Genomic DNA, 17,146 nt, shown 5'->3' on the forward strand with positions numbered 1-17,146 from the left:
CGTCAGCGGCCGACCACGCAATTGCGACCGCGTCCCTTGGCGGCGTAAAGCCTGAGGTCGCCTTGCAACAGCAGGTTCTCGATGGCCATTCCGTCCTCCGGGGTCGAGGAGAGACCGATGCTTGCGGTCACCGGCCGGCCATCGGGCGTCGTGACCTGATTGGAGATGGCAATCCTGATCTCGTCAGCCCGCCGCAAGGCGTCCGCATGGGTCATTGCGGGGCAGAGGATCACGAACTCCTCGCCACCATAGCGGTAGAGCCGATCCACCGGGCGCAGCCTCGATTTGACCGTCCCGACCAGTCGCTGAAGCACCCGGTCACCCTCGATATGGCCGAAGCGATCGTTGACACCCTTGAAGTGGTCGACATCGATGATCATCAGCGTGACGGCGGCATTTTCGCCGTTTGCCGCGCGCAGCATCTGCGGCGCTTCGATCTCGAATCGGCTCCGGTCGAGCGAGCCGGTTAGCGTATCCTGCCCGGAGCGCGACAGCAGATCCTCGTAGCGCTCCCGGAACGTCAGCGTGTTGAAGATGTCGCCAAGCGGCCGGTCGGACATTGCGAGCGAGGGATGGCGCGAGAGGTTGAGATAGAGCCCGACCGCAACCGCATAGAATGGTGCTGCCAGCATCTTTGCCATCCAGCCGCCCCAGAACACTTCGGCCGGAGCGCCGTTCCACCAGCGAAGCGCCAGATAAAAGGCCGCCTGGTCGAAGGTCAAAACCGCAACACCGCAGATCAGGAAACGGAGCGTCGCAAACCGCCGCAACCACCGGCCCAGGCGTTCGTAGAGCAGGATGATCATCAACGAATCGAAATAGAGAATCGTCGTCCCCCAGACCATCAGCCAGCCCATCTCGTCGATAAACGCGATGTCGGCGGAACGCTCGGCGACGATCGATACCGTATCGTGCTGGCGCAGCAGCAGGCTGAGGGCCACCGTCAGGAAGTTGCCGGCCAGCAACCCGTAGATCGGCTGGCGAACGGTGGCGGCGTCCTCCTTCACGTAGAGCAGCAGGATCATCATCAGCTTGCCGGAGAAGAGCACCGCGGATCCGGGCGAGATCACGCCGAACGGCAACTGCACGTAAAAGACCGCGGCGAGATAGGTCTCGATGAAATGCATCACCCCGAGCGCAGCCACGAAGACGCCGAGCCCAAGGCGCGCGCGCAGATGCAGGAGCCCGATCATCGCCGTTACGTAGATGAGCGCCTCGCCGACAAAGAGGAGAAGGTTGGCGTTTGGCATGTGCTTGAAAAAATTCCGTTTCCCCACTCAGGGTTAACCAGCAAACTTAAAGAAAACTTTATCGCCGGCAGGCAGCCGGCGCGTTTGAGAATGCGAAAATCCACCGCTTTCGAAACCGGAGACTTTCCGGCATAGTCGCCACCACCCCCCGTGGTTCGCCAGCCGGTGAACAAAACTCCGGATTGCAATTATCCCGGGCAAGACCCGCATTCTTGATAAATGGAGGACCGCATGCCATCGATGACATCCCCGTTTAACCTCACGCGCCGCTCGCTTCTTGCGGGGGTTGCGGCCTCTTCGGCATTCGTCATGCTGCATCCATTCTCCGTTCGCGCCGCAGCCAACCAGGCGCATCTTCGCATCATGGAAACGACGGACCTGCACGTCCACGTGTTTCCCTACGACTACTATGGCGACAAGCCGAACGACACGCTGGGCCTTGCGCGGACAGCATCGATCGTCGACGCCATCAGGGCCGAGGCGACCAACTCCGTTCTCGTCGACAATGGCGATTTCCTGCAGGGCAATCCGATGGGCGACTACATCGCCTATCAGCGCGGCATGAAGGACGGCGATGTTCATCCTGTCATCGCGGCCATGAACGTGCTCGGTTATGACTGCGGCACGCTTGGCAACCACGAGTTCAACTACGGCCTGGACTTCATGTTCAAGGTGCTGAACGGTGCGAATTTCCCGCTCGTCTGCGCCAACCTGACAAAAGGCACGCTGGCAGCCGACGCGCGCAAGGACGAGCTGTTCCTGAAGCCCTATGTCATCCTCGAGCGCAAGGTGAAGGATGGAGCCGGCCAGGAGCACCCGATCCGCATCGGCCTCATCGGCTTCGTGCCGCCGCAGATCATGACCTGGGATTCCAAGCACCTTGAAGGCAAGGCCAACGCGCGCGATATCGTCAAGGCCGCCGAAGCCTGGGTGCCGCAGATGCGCGAGGAAGGCGCCGATATCGTCGTCGCCCTCTCCCACTCCGGCATCGGCCAGGAGGCCTATGCGGAGAACCTCGAAAACGCTTCCGTGCCGCTTGCCGCCGTCAACGGCATCGATGCGATCGTTACCGGCCACAGCCATCTGGACTTTCCCGGCCCTAAATTCGCCGACCTTGCCGGCGTCGACAACAAGAAGGGGCTGATAGCCGGCAAGCCGGGCGTGATGGGCGGCTTCTGGGGCTCGCATCTCGGCCTGATCGACCTCCTGATCGAACGCGAAGGCGGTGCGTGGCGCGTCGTCAGTTCGACCAGCGAGGCGCGGCCGATCTATCGCCGCGAGGACAAGAAGGTCATTGCCGAGGTCGCCGACAAGAAGGAAGTTCTCGCCGCCGCGCAGAAAGAGCATGAGGCAACGCTCGCCTACGTGCGCACCCCCGTCGGCAAGACCAGTGCCCCGCTCTACTCCTACTTCTCCCTGGTTGCCGACGACCCGTCTGTGCAGATCGTCAGCCAGGCGCAGACCTGGTACATCAAGGAGATGCTCAAGGACACCGAGCACCGCGACCTGCCAGTGCTTTCGGCGGCGGCACCGTTCAAGGCCGGCGGTCGCGGCGGCGCGGACTACTACACCGACGTTCCGGCCGGTGACATCGCGATCAGGAACGTCGCCGACCTCTATCTCTATCCGAACACGGTGCAAGCCGTGATCATCACCGGCGAACAGGTGCGCAACTGGCTGGAAATGTCGGCCGGCATCTTCAATGAAGTGAAACCGGGCGCCGTGGACGCGCCGCTGATCAACGGCGGCTTTCCGTCCTACAACTTCGACGTCATCGACGGCGTCACCTACCAGATCGACCTTTCGGTGCCGCCGAAATTCGACAAGGACGGCAATACGATCAATGCGTCGTCCAATCGCATCAAGAACCTTGCATTCGACGGAAAGCCGATCGATCCGGCACAGAAATTCGTCGTTGCCACCAACAACTACCGCGCGGGCGGCGGCGGCAAGTTCCCTGATATCACCGCCGACAAGGTGGTCTTCGTGGCCCCCGACACCAATCGTGACGTGGTCGTGCGCTATATCATCGACCAGGGCACCATCAACCCGTCGGCCGACGCCAACTGGACGTTCGCGCCGCAGGCAAACACAAGCGCGACGTTTGACAGCGGACCGAAGGCGAGAGAATTCCTGGCACAGGTGAAAGGCGTCACGATCGAGGACGCTGGTGACGCCGCAGACGGGTTCGCCCGCTTCCGGATCAAGCTCTAGGCGTACACAAACAGATCGGGCCGCCGGTCGCGGCGGCCCGACTTGTCGACAAACACGAACGGAAACATCGGCGCACACAACGGGCCGCCATCCCGCCGGGCAGTTGCTTTCAGCCGAACGAGCCGATCGAAGCATCACCTAGGCGATGCTGCTCAACACGTTAAAAAAACAATGTTATGTCGGGTCAATCAGACCTGACGCGACGGAGCGTCGTCCGAAAACAGCGACGGGCCGGTCTGATCGATGATCTGGCGCCCTTTGCGCAGCGTCGCGTCGATCGCATCCTGCTCGGAAGTGAACAGATCGGCGCGGATGAAGCTGCGCAGCTTGGTGCCGCCTTCGCCCGAAGCCTTTTCGATGCTTCCCGCCAGGCGGAACTGCGATCCTTCGCGCATCGGCGTGGCGCGGATCGTGCAATCCGCATAGGCCTCCGTCTTGCCGGGCGCTGCCTGCGCCTGCTCGTCGGAGTTGCCGGAACGGCCGAAGAATTTCGAGAAAAACGATGCCATGGCCAAGACTTAGACTTGCGGGTCGGCGCTGTCAAAGCCTAAGTGCCGATATTTGACAGCGCCGCTTTCTTAACGACCTAGATAATCAGGTTCGACAGGATCTCGTTTTCAGTGATGTCCTGGTAACGCAGTCCCGCGGCGTCGAAGCGCGACTTCAGCACCGGGAAATTCTCGGCGTGCTTGGTCTCGATGCCGATCAGGATCGAACCAAAGTTGCGCGCAGATTTTTTCAGGTATTCAAAGCGCGAAATGTCGTCCTCGTCGCCGAGCAGGTTGAGAAAATCGCGAAGTGCGCCAGGCCGCTGCGCCATGCGCAGGATGAAGTATTTCTTGAGTCCAGCGTGGCGCATCGCCCGTTCCTTGACGTCGGGCAGGCGCTCGAAATCGAAGTTGCCGCCGGAGACGACCGCAACGACCGTCTTGCCGGCAAGGGCCTCAGGCCCGAGTTCCTCAAGCGCGGTGAGCGACAGCGCCCCGGCCGGCTCCAGCACCACCCCTTCGACATTGAGCATATCGACGATCGTCTGGCAGATCGCGTTTTCGGAAAGCAGCATGACCTGATCGGCAGAGAATCGACGAAGGGCTGCAAAGTTGAGATCGCCGATCCGCCCGACGGCCGCACCGTCGACAAAATTGTCGACCTGATCGAGGGTCACCACGCTGCCGGTTTCCAGGCTCTCGCGCAGGCTCGGCGCACCCGACGGCTCGCAGAAGACGAAGTGGTCCACTGCAACCCTGTCCTTCAGATAGCCGGTGACACCGGCGGCCAGACCGCCGCCACCCACCGGCAGCACGACGAGATCGGGCGTCAGACCCTCGGGCAATTGCCAGGCGATTTCGGCGGCAACACTTGCCTGCCCTTCGATGATGTCGGCGTGATCGAAGGGCGGCACCATGACGCCGCCGATCGCGTCCACATGATCGCGGGCCGCCTTATAGCACTGATCGAAAATGTCGCCGACGAGCTTGATGGTGATGAATTCGCCGCCGAACATGCGGGTCTTGTCGATCTTCTGCTGCGGTGTCGTCACCGGCATGAAGACCACGCCCGGAACGCCGAAATGGCGGCAGACGAAGGCAAAACCCTGAGCATGGTTGCCGGCCGATGCGCAGACGAAGGTCTTTCCCGACGCGCCGGCACCGATCGCCTTGCGGAAAAAGTTGAACGCGCCTCTGATCTTGTAGGAGCGAACCGGCGACAGGTCCTCGCGCTTGAGATAAATGCTGGCGCCGTAACGTGCGCTGAGGTGCTCATTGAGCTGCAGCGGCGTCGGCGGGAAGATCTCCCGCAGGGCTTCGGTTGCGGTTTCAACATCGTGCTTCATTGCGCGCGGTCTTCCATTGAAGTGAGCGATGGCCGTCGCTATTGCATATCGCAACGCATGAAGCCATCGCTTTGACACGAATCGGCGCGCCGTGAACAATGCGACCGGCATCCAATCGCCGGCTCGCCAAACACCTTCCGGGAAAACAATCGCTTGAACGCAACCCTGATCCGGCATGCTGTGCATATTTCAGCGATCCTCGGCATCTACCTTGCCTGCGCCATGCTGGTGCCGGCGATGGTCGACCTCTATTACGGCCATCCGGACTGGCAGATCTTCGCCGCTTCGGCTTTCATGGTTGGCGGCCTGTCGCTCGCGACCTTCATGGCCACCCGCATGGGTCCGCCGCCGTTTTCCAAGAAGTTCGGCTTCGTCCTCGTCAATATGTTGTGGGCGGTGTTCTCCGTCGTCGGCGCGATCCCGCTCTGGCTCTCCTCGCTCAAGCTCGATTTTGCCCAGGCGCTGTTCGAGTCGGTCTCGGCCATCACCACCACGGGCGCGACTGTCATCGTCGGCCTCGACGACGCGCCGCCGGGGCTGCTTCTGTGGCGGTCACTGTTGTGCTGGCTCGGCGGCATCGGCATCGTGGTGCTCGGCCTGTTCATCATCCCCTATCTCAGGGTTGGCGGCATGTCGTTCTTCAAGATGGAGTCCTCCGACACCAGCGACAAACCCTTCGCCCGGCTCGCCAGCTTCAGCCGCGCCTTTCTGGCAGTCTATGTCGTCATCACCCTTCTCTGCGCGATCGGCTACTTCCTGACGGGCATGAACCGCTTCGACGCGATCAATCACGCAATGTCGACGGTGGCGACCGGCGGCTTCTCCACCCATGATGCATCCTTCGGGTATTTCGGCAGCATTCCGCTTTTGTGGACCGCCACCTTCTTCATGGCGCTCTGCAGCCTGCCGTTCTCGATCCTGATCGTGCTGGTCGCGCGCGGAAGGCTCGACGCGCTGCGCGACCCGCAGATCATCGTGTTTCTCGGCTATCTCTCCGCCTTTTCCATCGCCGTCGCCGTCTATCATCGCCTCGTCAACGGCGTGGAATTCCATCTGGCGCTCGCCCATTCCTTCTTCAACATCACCTCGATCCTCTCGACCTCAGGCTATGCGAGCCAGGACTATACGTTGTGGGGTCCGTTCGTGGTCGCTGCCGCCTTCATCGCAACGTTCATGGGCGGCTGCTCAGGCTCGACGGCTGGCGGGATCAAGGCCTATCGCTTCATCGTGCTGTTCAACGCGGTCCGCTCGGGACTGAACAAGCTCGTCTATCCCAATGCGATCTATGCGGTGCGCTACGGCAAGAACACGGTCGATGCCGACACCCAGCGCGCCATCTTCCTGTTCTTCATCACCTACATCCTGCTCTGGGTTCTCGGCAGCCTCGCCATGGGCGCGCTCGGCTATGATCTGGTCACGGCGACGTCGGCGGTCATCACCTGTCTTTCCAACGTCGGTCCAGGTCTTGGCCCCCTCATCGGCCCGGCCGGGAACTTTTCCACGCTTCAGGATCCGGAACTGTATCTGCTGTCGCTGATGATGCTGCTCGGACGTCTCGAAGTGCTGACGGTGCTGGTGATTTTGACGCCGGTCTTCTGGAAGCATTGACCATTTTCATCTTGGCCCTATCGTCTTCATGGAGTGCGGCAAAAGCTGACAATCCGCCGGGGCCGGCGCTGGGGAAACGTCATGGTGAAACATCTGCTCCTTCTGGCGGCGTTGACCACCGCCACAACCCTTTATGCACATACGGGGGCTCAGGCCGGACCATTGGCCGACGCAGCGGCCGAGGCGGAGAAGCTGGCGGCGTCCGGCGACGCCCCAAAGGCGCATGACCTGTTGCGCCAGGCAATGAGCGACTTCTCCCAGACGCTGCCCTTTGCCATCGGCAAGGCGGTCTTCGTCTCCAAGGCTCCGACCGGCTACGCGATGTACGAGCCGCGCCAGGGCGCGAGCTTCCGATCCGGCGAATCGATGATCTCCTACATCGAACCGATCGGCCTCACGTGGAAGGACTCGGCCGAGAAGGGCAAACTCGAGACCCATTTCACCGTCGATTTCGACATCCTCAATCCGAAGGGCGATGTGCTTGCCGGACAGAAGGCCTTCGGCGACTTCACCTTCACTGGCTTTCTCAGGAACCAGGAAATCTATTCGACGCTGACGATCGACGTGTCCGGGGCACCGGCCGGCGATTACGTGCTGCGCTTCCATTTCAACGACATCAACAGCGGCAAGACCGCCAGCGTCGATCAACCATTCAAGATTGCCGGACCATAAAGATAATGCCCCATGCAGTAACGACAGTCGGCTTCGATGCCGACGATACGCTTTGGCAAAACGAGCAGTTCTTCCGCCTGACCGAAGCGCGGTTTGCCGAGCTTCTCAAGGATTACACCGATACGGAGCACCTGCCCGAACGGCTGCTGGCGGCCGAGAAACGCAACCTTCGCCTCTACGGCTTCGGCATCAAGGGCTTTGTGCTCTCCATGGTCGAGACAGCCGTTGAGGTGACGGACGGCAAGGTCCCATCCTCGGTGATCGCCGAAATTCTCGCCGTCGGACGCGACATGCTCGTCCATCCGGTGGAGCCGCTGCCGCACGTGAAGGAAACGCTTGATGCTCTACACGGTCAGTTCCGTCTCGTGATGATCACCAAGGGCGACCTCTTCGACCAGGAACGCAAGCTCGCCGCCTCCGGCCTTGGCGACTATTTCGACGCCGTCGAGATCGTCAGCGACAAGACTGCCGCGACTTACGAGCGCATCTTCAGTCGCCACGGCGACGGCGCCGGCAGCAGCCTGATGGTCGGCAATTCGCTGAAGTCCGATATCGTACCCGCGCTTGATGCCGGAAGCTGGGGCGTCTATGTGCCCCATGCGCTCACCTGGTCCTTCGAACACCATGACAAGCCGGAGGACCATCCGCGATTTCGCGAGATCGAGGACCTCGGTGGATTGGGCATCATCCTTGAACGATTGACCACTTGAAGTTCGGCGCCGTCGCAAGCGCCACAAATGAGCAATCAGTGGCTGAAGTCGCATCGATGATGCACGCGAATCAGTCTATTCTGCCCGCTATGGCTTGAATGAGGAGAAAAGCTTTGGCGCAATTGGTTGGGGCAGTGGTGGCAATGGTGCTGGTTGGCACGCTTATTGGGTGGTTGTTGCGAAAGGTCTCCGCCTTGAGCGTTTTCTCGTCTCGCCTGGCGGGCGTGGCGGTGCTCCTGTTTGCGGCCCCGGCCTTGTACTCGTTTAATTCAGGACGGCCCTTTGGCGAGGCATTTATCGTCTACGGCATCGGGGCGGTGATTGCCGCTGGCATCTTTTACATTCTCCAGCGGCGGGAAAGTCGCGCATGAGCTTTCTCCACCTTCGAGCGGCAAGTCACCCTTGACTGTTGCTGCCGAGTGCTTGATTTAGGCTTCAGGCGGGCGTGGCGAAACTGGTAGACGCAAGGGACTTAAAATCCCTCGGCTTTGGCTGTGCGGGTTCGATCCCCGCCGCCCGCACCAGGCAACTGATTGTCACACGCACATTTGCCGAACAACTCAAGCTCTCGCCGCACAGGCGACAGCTTAAGCGCGGAGAGCTGTCGCTCAGTTGTTGTAATAGTAGCAGTCGCATTCCGCCTGGTAGGCGTCGTCATGCCAGACGCGGACCGCGAGTTTCGTTGCGCATCCCTGGTTCTCCAGCCTGAGGCCGAGAAGCGAGACCGCTGCCGCCTTGGAATTGGGGGCGTCCACCTCGATTGCCGATCCAACCTGGTGGACTCCCTGCCGCGGGGTCCAGGTGAAGATCTGAACGCTGTAGTGCATCGAATACCCTCCGTGGATAAGATGGTGTGCACGCAATACTGTCGCAGAACCGTGTTTGGGCAGGTGTTGAGGATCGGGCCGGAGCGCCGTGGTCCCTAAGAACGCACTCAGGATGCCCAACCCTTTCTGGAGCGTCTTTCTGCCTGCAAGTATCACCGCTTGAAGACAGGACGCTCTAGCCGTCGTCTACGGTTGCTTCCGGCCGGTCGCCGCCGTCGGTGTGCTCGAAGTGCCACTGACCCTGCTCGTCCTGGAAGCTTATATCCTCATCGTCGCCACCGACCTGCTGTTCGATGGCAGCGGCTTTGGCTGCGGCAAGCGCCAGTTCGCGGCTGGGAAAAGGTTCCGAAAAGGCATCGGCAGCCTTGTAGGCCCAGCCTCCGTCATGAGGAACGATGGTGTATGTAATGCGCGCCATGCTTCCCTCCCGACAACCCGAAGACCCTCCAGCCTTCGGCGGACCGTTGCCGCACGGTCCTGATCTTCCTCCTCGTCAGTGGCATGCTCATGCCGAACGCCGGGGATAATACCACAGGTGTGGTACGGATTGCCACATTCGCGAATCACCCGGAATGGCTAGCGCCAATGAAAAAAGGCGACCCCATTTGGGGCCGCCTAAACGATTGATTCGATTGTATTCGGTCTGATCAGCCCGCAAGCTTGGCGGCGATCCTGGCGACATGAGCACCCTGGTAGCGCGCCGCCTCGAGTTCGATTTCGGACGGCTGGCGCGAACCATCGCCGCCGGTGATCGTCGATGCGCCGTAGGGCGAGCCGCCCTTGACTTCGTCGACGCCCATCTGACCCTGGAAGGCGTAGGGAAGACCGACCACGACCATGCCGTGGTGCATGAGCGTAGGGATGAAGCCGAGGATGGTCGACTCCTGACCACCGTGCTGGGTCGCCGACGATGTGAAGACCGAGCCGACCTTGCCGACGAGCTTGCCCGCCATCCAGAGGCTGCCGGTCTGGTCGATGAAGTTGCGCATCTGCGAGGCAACGGTGCCATAGCGGGTGCCAGCACCGAAGATGATGGCGTCGTACTGGCCAAGTTCTTCGACGGTGGCCACGGCTGCGGCCTGATCGAGCTTGAAGTGGGATGCCCTGGCAACCTCTTCCGGCACCAGTTCGGGAACGCGCTTGACGTCGACCTCGACGCCAGCCGACTTGGCGCCCTCGGCCACGGCATAGGCCATGGTTTCGATGTGCCCGTATGCGGAATAATAGAGAACGAGTACCTTGGCCATGAAATGCTCCTTTGGATACAAGCGATCCCACTTGATCACTGCTGGGCGGAAGATTTATCAAAATGCTGCCGGCTGCCAGAAGCCTTCGGAGAAACAGTCTGTTTCCACAGCCTGAACAATAAGCAATCACTGTTGAGCGTTTGTCTTAAACATAGGAATTACCGATGAGCAGCACAAAAGTCGTCACCGCCGCCATGGTCGCCATCGGCGACGAACTTCTGTCGGGCCGGACCAAGGACAAGAACATCGGTCATCTCGCAGACATGATGACGATGGTCGGCATCGACCTGAAGGAAGTGCGCATCGTTGCCGATGACGAGGCGGCCATCGTCGAGGCGATCAACGCCGCGCGCAGCCGCTACGACTACGTGTTCACGTCGGGTGGCATCGGACCGACGCACGACGACATCACCGCCGACGCGGTTTCACGTGCCTTCGGCGTCGAATGCGTCTATGAGCCGGAGGCCATGGCGCTGCTCGGCGCGATGTACGAACGCCGCGGCATGGAGTTCACCGACGCGCGCAAGCGCATGGCGCGCATGCCGCTCGGCGCGCGCCATATTCCCAATCCCGTCTCGACGGCTCCGGGCTTCGCGATCGGCAATGTGCACGTCATGGCCGGTGTACCGCAGGTGTTCCAGGCGATGCTCGACGCGCTCTTGCCCGGCCTTGAGGTCGGCTCGCCGCTCCTGTCGAAAACCGTGCGGTCGCCGTTCGGCGAAGGCGATATCGGCAGCCCGCTGACCGAGGTTCAGAAAAATCATCCCGAGACGAGCATCGGCTCCTATCCGAAGTTCGACGGCACGCATTTCTCGACCGATATCGTCGTGCGCGCGCGCGACCAGGATGCGCTCGCCGCCGCGGAAGCCGCGGTCCAGGCGATGATCGAGGCAATTGCCGAGGCGCGGGCGAAGGGATAAGCGCGAAACGCTTGCACTTGAGGCCTCAATGCCGTTATTGCATGTCGGCAAATCAGGATGACGCGTTTCCGCATGCCCGATCTGCCGGACGCTTCGCCTTACCCTCGTTCAGACAAGCCGGAGCCCACCCATGTCGCTGCCCGATAAAGCCTTTCCCGTTTCCTGGGACCAGTTCCACCGCGATTGCCGCGCGCTTGCATGGCGGCTCGCAGACAATGGCCAGGAATGGCGCGCGATGGTCTGTATCACGCGTGGCGGTCTGGTTCCGGCGGCCATCATCTGTCGCGAACTCAATATCCGCATGATCGAGACCGTCTGCGTCGCCTCCTATCACGACTACGATTCTCAAGGGCAGATGAAGGTGCTGAAGGGCATCGCCCCCGAGATTGCCGAGGGCGGCGGTGAAGGCGTGCTGATCGTCGACGACCTCACCGACACCGGCAAGACCGCCGCCGAAGTCCGCGCCATGCTGCCAAAGGCGCATTTCGCTGCCGTCTACGCCAAGCCGAAGGGCCGGCCTCTGGTCGACACCTTCGTCACCGAAGTCAGCCAGGATACCTGGATCTATTTCCCCTGGGACATGGGCTTTACCTACCAGGAGCCGATCGCCAAGGGGACGCGCGGCTAAGCGCCGGCATTCTCCAACGAATGAAATGCGGCCGCTGCGTCCCGTTGCGGCCGCTTTCTTTTGGCAATCAGACTGCTTCGAGCGGTGAAATCGCGCCGACCAGTGTTTCGGCTGTCAGGCCCTGCCCGGCCCTATTGCCAGCCGCGCCGTGCCGCCACACACCGGCCGCCGCGGCCTCGAAGGCCGGCATCCCCTGTGCCAGATGCGCGCCGACGATGCCGGCAAGCACGTCGCCGGAACCGGCGGTTGCCAGCCATGGCGGCGCATTGCCGTTGACGAGCGCCCGGCCATCCGGCGCGGCGATCACCGTATCCGCACCCTTGTAAATGATAACCGCGTGGCTGAGGTGCGCGGCCCGTTGCGCCTTCTCGATTTTTGAAAGCGAAGCGTCGCCGGCGATCTCGGGAAACAGGCGGGCAAACTCGCCCTCATGCGGGGTCATGACCACCCGGCCACCGCGGCTTTTGAGCGCTGAGAAAAGCTCTTCGCGATACGCCTGAAACGAGGTGATGCCGTCGGCATCGAGCACCAGCGAGCGGTCGCAGAGCGCCAGCGCGAATTCCCTCGCCTTCCTGCCGATGCCGAAGCCAGGTCCAAGGACGAAGCTGCCGAGGCGGCGGTCCTCGAGCCATTTCGTCAGCTCCCGTTTCGTGTTCACCTCGTTGACCATCACCGCCCTCAGCTGGGACGCATTGACGCCGACTGCCGCCTTTGCGCTGGCGACGGTCACCAGACCGGCACCGGCGGCAAGGCCTGCGGCGGCGGCCAGCCGCGCCGCTCCCGTAGCCTGCCGATCGCCTGAAAAGACGACAAGGAGGCCGCGTTTGAACTTGTAGGTCGACAGGGCAAGACCCTCGACGAACTCCGACCAGGCGGCGGGCGTATTGAGGCGCAAGGGACCGGCGTTCGCCATGACGATGCGCTGGGGAATGCCAATGTCGAAAACCTCGAGCGAACCGCACAGCGAACGACCGGGCAGAAGCCAGTGCCCGGGCTTCGGCGCCATGAAGGTCACCGTGTGGCAGCCAACGAAGGCGGCTCCGCGGACCGCCCCTGTGCGCCCATCGATGCCGCTCGGCAGATCGACGGCGACGACAGGCACGCCGCTGGCGTTGACCCGTTCGATGACCTGCACCACACCGGGCTCGAGATCCCGTGACAGGCCCGCGCCAAAGAGCGCATCGATGACGACATCGCCGGCACGGGGCTCGAACAGATCGATTGCCGACAGCGGACCATGCCAAAGTTCACGCGCCCGTGCGGCGTCTCCCTGAAGCGCCGCCGGATCGCCGAGGGCAAAGACGGAGACTTCAGCACCCGACTGACCCAATGCGTGGGCCGCGACATAGCCGTCGCCGCCATTGTTTCCGGGACCGCAGAGCACGGCAAAGCGACGAGCGCCCGGGAAGTGCCGCAAGGCAGCCGCGGCAACGGCCGTACCTGCGCATTTCATCAGCATGAAGCTGTCAATGCCTGATTGGGCCGCCGCCCGGTCGATTGTTGCCATCTCTGCCGGTGTGACCAACAGGTCGTGAAGTTTGGAGCCCATGCGCTAGACATATTCACGCCCGGTCGCCAGAGGCAAGAGCGTGGCAAGGCACTTCGTCGATTGGTCTATTTTTGTGCATTTGCACATATTTGTTGCTCAAATAACGTGCTTTTACCCACCTACGTCAGGCCACCTCTGCCAATGCGAGGCATCTTTCGACCGAAAATCATAAAAAATAGGCAGATCCCGCGACGACGGGAGCACTGAATTCCAGTGATCTGCCGACCGACGACAGATTTTTTGTCGTTTCGAGAGATTTTCGCAGAAAAACTGGCATGCAACGTGCATATTCAGGGCGAGCGGGCATGATCCTGCTCTCAAGGGAGAAGCGGAGAGACATTTTCTCATGAAAAAGATCGAAGCGATCATTAAGCCCTTCAAGCTCGACGAAGTGAAGGAAGCGCTTCAGGAAGTCGGCCTGCAGGGTATCACCGTCACGGAAGCCAAGGGCTTCGGACGGCAGAAGGGCCACACGGAGCTCTATCGCGGCGCCGAATACGTCGTGGACTTCCTGCCGAAGGTAAAGGTCGAAGTGGTGCTGGCGGACGAAAACGCGGAGGCCGTCATCGAGGCGATCCGCAATGCCGCACAAACCGGCCGGATTGGCGACGGAAAGATTTTCGTTTCCAACATCGAGGAAGTCATCCGAATCCGGACCGGTGAAACCGGCCTCGACGCCATCTGATCCTCAAGGGCCATCGGCCCTGTCACATTTCAAATCTCGTCATCTCACACAGGGAATTACGGCCAATGACGACTGCAAGCGAAGTTTTGAAGCAAATCAAGGACAACGACGTCAAGTTCGTCGACCTGCGCTTTACCGATCCCAAGGGCAAACTGCAGCATGTGACCATGGACGTCGTCTGCGTCGACGAAGACATGTTCGCCGATGGCGTCATGTTCGACGGCTCCTCGATTGGCGGCTGGAAGGCCATCAACGAGTCCGACATGGTGCTGATGCCCGATCCGGAAACAGCGCACATGGACCCGTTCTTCGCGCAGTCGACGATGGTCATCATTTGCGACATTCTCGACCCGGTCTCCGGCGAATCCTACAACCGTGACCCGCGCGGCACCGCCAAGAAGGCTGAAGCCTACCTCAAGGCGTCCGGCATCGGCGACACCGTCTTCGTCGGCCCGGAAGCCGAATTCTTCGTGTTCGACGACGTCAAGTACAAGGCCGACCCGTACAACACCGGGTTCAAGCTCGACTCCTCCGAACTGCCGTCCAACGACGACACCGACTATGAGACCGGCAACCTCGGGCACCGTCCGCGCGTCAAGGGCGGCTACTTCCCGGTTCCGCCGATCGACAGCTGCCAGGACATGCGCTCGGAGATGCTCACCGTTCTCGCCGAAATGGGCGTAACGGTCGAAAAGCACCACCACGAAGTGGCAGCAGCCCAGCACGAACTCGGCGTCAAGTTCGATGCGCTCGTGCGCAACGCCGACAAGATGCAGATTTACAAGTACGTCGTGCACCAGGTCGCCAATGCCTATGGCAAGACGGCAACCTTCATGCCGAAGCCGATCTTCGGCGACAACGGCTCGGGCATGCACGTGCACCTGTCGATCTGGAAGGACGGCAAGCCGACCTTCGCCGGCGACGAATATGCCGGCCTCTCGGAGACCTGCCTCTACTTCATCGGCGGCATCATCAAGCATGCCAAGTCGCTGAACGCCTTCACCAACCCGTCGACCAACTCCTACAAGCGCCTGGTCCCGGGCTATGAAGCACCGGTCCTGCTCGCCTACTCGGCCCGCAACCGTTCGGCTTCGTGCCGCATTCCGTTCGGCACCAACCCGAAGGCCAAGCGCGTCGAAGTCCGCTTCCCGGATCCGACCGCGAACCCCTATCTGGCCTTTGCAGCCATGCTGATGGCCGGTCTCGACGGCATCAAGAACAAGCTGCACCCGGGCAAGGCCATGGACAAGGACCTCTACGACCTGCCGCCGAAGGAACTGAAGAAGATCCCGACGGTCTGCGGATCGCTGCGCGAAGCGCTTGAGAGCCTCGACAAGGATCGCAAGTACCTGACGGCCGGCGGCGTGTTCGACGACGACCAGATCGACTCGTTCATCGAACTGAAGATGCAGGAAGTCATGCGTTACGAAATGACCCCGCATCCGGTCGAGTACGACATGTACTACTCGGTCTAAGACCATGCGGACCGGCAGCAAACACATTGCTTCCGGTCCTCTCGACATCGGAAAAGCCGGGGCTCTCTGATCGGAGCCGCCGGCTTTTCTTTTGCGCTCCGGCGTTCGGGCCCTGGGTCAGTGCGGCTTTGCGCAATTGTGTGATATTATGCATGGCGCAACTTTTGCGCGTCCCGGCGCAAAAGCAGGCGCTTGTGATCAACGCAAGACGGAGGGATTTCCCCTATTGATGTTTTGGGCTCGCGAACCCAGATAATCTGCTGAAAGGATGTGTTGCGTCATGAAACAAAGAAACGCCAAATTCGAGATCGGACAGGTGGTTCGCCACCGGGTTTTCCCGTTCCGCGGCGTCATTTTCGACGTCGATCCGGAATACGCCAACACCGAAGAGTGGTGGAACGCCATTCCGCAGGAGATCCGTCCCAGCAAGGACCAGCCCTTCTATCACCTGTTCGCCGAGAACGACGACAGCGAGTATGTCGCCTATGTGTCGGAGCAGAACCTGGAGTTCGACGACAGCGACCGGCCGATGCGCCACACGCAAGTCGACGCGCTTTTCGACAAGGACGGGATCGGTCACTACAAGCCGAAGACGACGACGTTCCGGCACTGAATACGGTTGAACGTTCCGATCAGCGCGTGGAACACTGGCCTCACCGTGTTGCCGCGCAAAATAAAACGCCCGGATCAAGGATCCGGGCGTTTCTTTATGAGATCGCTTGAAAGCGCTTAGTTCTGCTTGGCAGCCTTCTGGGCTTCCTCAAGCTTCTTGCGGGCGTCTTCAGCCTTCTTCTGCATTTCTTCCTGCAGCAGGCGCTGACGCTCTTCGAGCTGCGACTGTTCGATCGGCTCGCCGTCGAATACGCCGGTGAAGCCCGTAAGCGCCATCTTGATCGGGTTCGGCGCGCGCTGGAAGTTGACCGACGTGAAGACGACTTCGTTGCCCTTCTTCAGGGTGGCGATCAGCTGGTCGGACAGCGGCGCTTCGGCGACGCACTTGTCGGGCATGCAGATTGCGTAGTCGAGCTTGACGGGCTTGCCGCCGTCGATCTGCATCTGGACGCCGGTCGGGATCAGGCGCGCGGACGGTACGGAAACCTGCATGACCTTGCGGTTGACCTTGCCGGAAACCGTGATGAGGCCGACAGCGGTCACGAGCTGGCCGTTGTTGGCGGTCAGGAGGTTCTGGACGATGCAGACGTCATTGTCTTCCTGCTTGGTGCAGACCTTGAACCAGCCCTGCGGCGGCTTGCCACCTGCCTGCTGGGCGGAAGCAACACTCGGTACGCCCGCAGCAGCTACAGAGAGCGCCAGCGCTGCCAGTCCAGAGCGTTTGGTAAAATTCGACTTGAAGATCATTGTGATTCCGTCTCCTGAAATCCGGTAACGGAACACTTCGTTCCGCAGGTGAGTATCGTCAGCCGCCGTTGTCCTGTTGGCCAAATAAGGCAAATGCATGACCCCGTTTCCGGAAACACCTGTTACATTGGCTTGCTCCGATTATCCAGTGTTTCATGTCATTTTTTG

Annotated in this window: 18 protein-coding genes and 1 tRNA gene; 11 read left to right on the plus strand and 8 right to left on the minus strand. The window is 61.0% G+C overall.

The features are described from left to right. Positions 1-2: 2 nt before the first annotated feature. The gene (locus VGO12_RS02940) at positions 3-1,250 is read right to left on the minus strand and encodes a GGDEF domain-containing protein (RefSeq protein WP_327511244.1); all 1,248 of its coding nucleotides are present in this window, start codon (positions 1,248-1,250) and stop codon (positions 3-5) included. A gap of 240 nt (positions 1,251-1,490) precedes the next feature. Between VGO12_RS02940 and VGO12_RS02945 the strand changes: the two genes are divergently transcribed. Then, a complete protein-coding gene (locus tag VGO12_RS02945) occupies positions 1,491-3,464 on the plus strand; it encodes a bifunctional 2',3'-cyclic-nucleotide 2'-phosphodiesterase/3'-nucleotidase (protein WP_327511359.1) in 1,974 nt (657 codons plus the stop codon). Positions 3,465-3,652: 188 nt separating this feature from the next. Here the strand turns inward: VGO12_RS02945 and VGO12_RS02950 are convergent, their stop codons facing one another. Next, positions 3,653-3,973: an HlyU family transcriptional regulator gene (locus VGO12_RS02950; RefSeq protein ID WP_327511245.1), complete on the minus strand. Its 321-nt coding sequence runs from the start codon at positions 3,971-3,973 to the stop codon at positions 3,653-3,655. 77 nt (positions 3,974-4,050) lie between these two features. After that, positions 4,051-5,298 (minus strand): threonine ammonia-lyase, encoded by a 1,248-nt coding sequence (gene ilvA, locus VGO12_RS02955; RefSeq protein WP_327511246.1) that lies wholly within the window; start codon positions 5,296-5,298, stop codon positions 4,051-4,053. 153 nt (positions 5,299-5,451) lie between these two features. Between ilvA and VGO12_RS02960 the strand changes: the two genes are divergently transcribed. The 5 genes from VGO12_RS02960 to VGO12_RS02980 all read left to right on the plus strand — a co-directional run bounded on the left by VGO12_RS02960 (position 5,452) and on the right by VGO12_RS02980 (position 8,812). After that, complete coding sequence (locus VGO12_RS02960; protein WP_327511247.1) at positions 5,452-6,906, plus strand: TrkH family potassium uptake protein; 1,455 nt, start codon at positions 5,452-5,454, stop codon at positions 6,904-6,906. 81 nt (positions 6,907-6,987) lie between these two features. After that, complete coding sequence (locus tag VGO12_RS02965; RefSeq protein WP_327511248.1) at positions 6,988-7,578, plus strand: hypothetical protein; 591 nt, start codon at positions 6,988-6,990, stop codon at positions 7,576-7,578. Between the two features lie 5 nt (positions 7,579-7,583). Continuing rightward, positions 7,584-8,288: an HAD family hydrolase gene (locus tag VGO12_RS02970; protein WP_327511249.1), complete on the plus strand. Its 705-nt coding sequence runs from the start codon at positions 7,584-7,586 to the stop codon at positions 8,286-8,288. Positions 8,289-8,401: 113 nt separating this feature from the next. Beyond that, a complete protein-coding gene (locus tag VGO12_RS02975) occupies positions 8,402-8,659 on the plus strand; it encodes a hypothetical protein (protein ID WP_327511250.1) in 258 nt (85 codons plus the stop codon). Positions 8,660-8,727: 68 nt separating this feature from the next. After that, positions 8,728-8,812: transfer RNA gene (locus VGO12_RS02980), tRNA-Leu, on the plus strand. Between the two features lie 84 nt (positions 8,813-8,896). On the opposite strand, the gene VGO12_RS02985 is transcribed toward VGO12_RS02980, so the two are convergent. From VGO12_RS02985 to wrbA, 3 genes are all read right to left on the minus strand, one after another. Next, the gene (locus tag VGO12_RS02985) at positions 8,897-9,115 is read right to left on the minus strand and encodes a hypothetical protein (RefSeq protein ID WP_034791089.1); all 219 of its coding nucleotides are present in this window, start codon (positions 9,113-9,115) and stop codon (positions 8,897-8,899) included. A gap of 175 nt (positions 9,116-9,290) precedes the next feature. Then, positions 9,291-9,533, minus strand: coding sequence for a DUF2188 domain-containing protein (locus VGO12_RS02990; RefSeq protein WP_327511251.1), 243 nt, complete (start codon positions 9,531-9,533; stop codon positions 9,291-9,293). 229 nt (positions 9,534-9,762) lie between these two features. Then, positions 9,763-10,362, minus strand: coding sequence for an NAD(P)H:quinone oxidoreductase (gene wrbA, locus VGO12_RS02995; protein WP_327511252.1), 600 nt, complete (start codon positions 10,360-10,362; stop codon positions 9,763-9,765). A 164-nt stretch (positions 10,363-10,526) separates the two neighbouring features. Between wrbA and VGO12_RS03000 the strand changes: the two genes are divergently transcribed. Next, a complete protein-coding gene (locus tag VGO12_RS03000; protein ID WP_327511253.1) occupies positions 10,527-11,282 on the plus strand; it encodes a competence/damage-inducible protein A in 756 nt (251 codons plus the stop codon). A 130-nt stretch (positions 11,283-11,412) separates the two neighbouring features. Next, on the plus strand, positions 11,413-11,910 hold the full coding sequence (gpt, locus tag VGO12_RS03005) for a xanthine phosphoribosyltransferase (protein ID WP_043620356.1): 498 nt from the start codon (positions 11,413-11,415) through the stop codon (positions 11,908-11,910). 67 nt (positions 11,911-11,977) lie between these two features. Here gpt and VGO12_RS03010 read toward each other — a convergent pair whose 3' ends face one another. Next, positions 11,978-13,459 carry an NAD(P)H-hydrate dehydratase gene (locus VGO12_RS03010; protein WP_327511254.1) on the minus strand — a complete coding sequence of 494 codons (1,482 nt, stop codon included), beginning with the start codon at positions 13,457-13,459 and terminating at the stop codon, positions 11,978-11,980. Positions 13,460-13,805: 346 nt separating this feature from the next. Between VGO12_RS03010 and VGO12_RS03015 the strand changes: the two genes are divergently transcribed. From VGO12_RS03015 to hspQ, 3 genes are all read left to right on the plus strand, one after another. Further along, on the plus strand, positions 13,806-14,144 hold the full coding sequence (locus VGO12_RS03015; RefSeq protein WP_025427016.1) for a P-II family nitrogen regulator: 339 nt from the start codon (positions 13,806-13,808) through the stop codon (positions 14,142-14,144). 65 nt (positions 14,145-14,209) lie between these two features. Then, positions 14,210-15,619 carry a type I glutamate--ammonia ligase gene (glnA, locus tag VGO12_RS03020; RefSeq protein ID WP_327511256.1) on the plus strand — a complete coding sequence of 470 codons (1,410 nt, stop codon included), beginning with the start codon at positions 14,210-14,212 and terminating at the stop codon, positions 15,617-15,619. Positions 15,620-15,899: 280 nt separating this feature from the next. Beyond that, the gene (gene hspQ, locus VGO12_RS03025; RefSeq protein ID WP_327511257.1) at positions 15,900-16,232 is read left to right on the plus strand and encodes a heat shock protein HspQ; all 333 of its coding nucleotides are present in this window, start codon (positions 15,900-15,902) and stop codon (positions 16,230-16,232) included. Between the two features lie 116 nt (positions 16,233-16,348). Here hspQ and VGO12_RS03030 read toward each other — a convergent pair whose 3' ends face one another. Further along, the gene (locus VGO12_RS03030; protein WP_327511258.1) at positions 16,349-16,978 is read right to left on the minus strand and encodes an invasion associated locus B family protein; all 630 of its coding nucleotides are present in this window, start codon (positions 16,976-16,978) and stop codon (positions 16,349-16,351) included. Positions 16,979-17,146 lie beyond the last annotated feature (168 nt).

The sequence above is a fragment of the Ensifer sp. genome, assembly GCF_035999135.1.
In the GTDB taxonomy this organism is placed as follows: domain Bacteria; phylum Pseudomonadota; class Alphaproteobacteria; order Rhizobiales; family Rhizobiaceae; genus Ensifer.

Coding starts and splice junctions, on each gene's coding strand:
- VGO12_RS02940 (WP_327511244.1), bottom strand. CDS start 1,250: ATGCCAAACGCCAACCTTCTCCTCTTTGTCGGCGAGGCGCTCATCTAC.
- VGO12_RS02945 (WP_327511359.1), top strand. CDS start 1,491: ATGACATCCCCGTTTAACCTCACGCGCCGCTCGCTTCTTGCGGGGGTT.
- VGO12_RS02950 (WP_327511245.1), bottom strand. CDS start 3,973: ATGGCATCGTTTTTCTCGAAATTCTTCGGCCGTTCCGGCAACTCCGAC.
- ilvA (WP_327511246.1), bottom strand. CDS start 5,298: ATGAAGCACGATGTTGAAACCGCAACCGAAGCCCTGCGGGAGATCTTC.
- VGO12_RS02965 (WP_327511248.1), top strand. CDS start 6,988: ATGGTGAAACATCTGCTCCTTCTGGCGGCGTTGACCACCGCCACAACC.
- VGO12_RS02970 (WP_327511249.1), top strand. CDS start 7,584: ATGCCCCATGCAGTAACGACAGTCGGCTTCGATGCCGACGATACGCTT.
- VGO12_RS02985 (WP_034791089.1), bottom strand. CDS start 9,115: ATGCACTACAGCGTTCAGATCTTCACCTGGACCCCGCGGCAGGGAGTC.
- VGO12_RS02990 (WP_327511251.1), bottom strand. CDS start 9,533: ATGGCGCGCATTACATACACCATCGTTCCTCATGACGGAGGCTGGGCC.
- wrbA (WP_327511252.1), bottom strand. CDS start 10,362: ATGGCCAAGGTACTCGTTCTCTATTATTCCGCATACGGGCACATCGAA.
- VGO12_RS03000 (WP_327511253.1), top strand. CDS start 10,527: ATGAGCAGCACAAAAGTCGTCACCGCCGCCATGGTCGCCATCGGCGAC.
- gpt (WP_043620356.1), top strand. CDS start 11,413: ATGTCGCTGCCCGATAAAGCCTTTCCCGTTTCCTGGGACCAGTTCCAC.
- VGO12_RS03010 (WP_327511254.1), bottom strand. CDS start 13,459: ATGGGCTCCAAACTTCACGACCTGTTGGTCACACCGGCAGAGATGGCA.
- VGO12_RS03015 (WP_025427016.1), top strand. CDS start 13,806: ATGAAAAAGATCGAAGCGATCATTAAGCCCTTCAAGCTCGACGAAGTG.
- glnA (WP_327511256.1), top strand. CDS start 14,210: ATGACGACTGCAAGCGAAGTTTTGAAGCAAATCAAGGACAACGACGTC.
- hspQ (WP_327511257.1), top strand. CDS start 15,900: ATGAAACAAAGAAACGCCAAATTCGAGATCGGACAGGTGGTTCGCCAC.
- VGO12_RS03030 (WP_327511258.1), bottom strand. CDS start 16,978: ATGATCTTCAAGTCGAATTTTACCAAACGCTCTGGACTGGCAGCGCTG.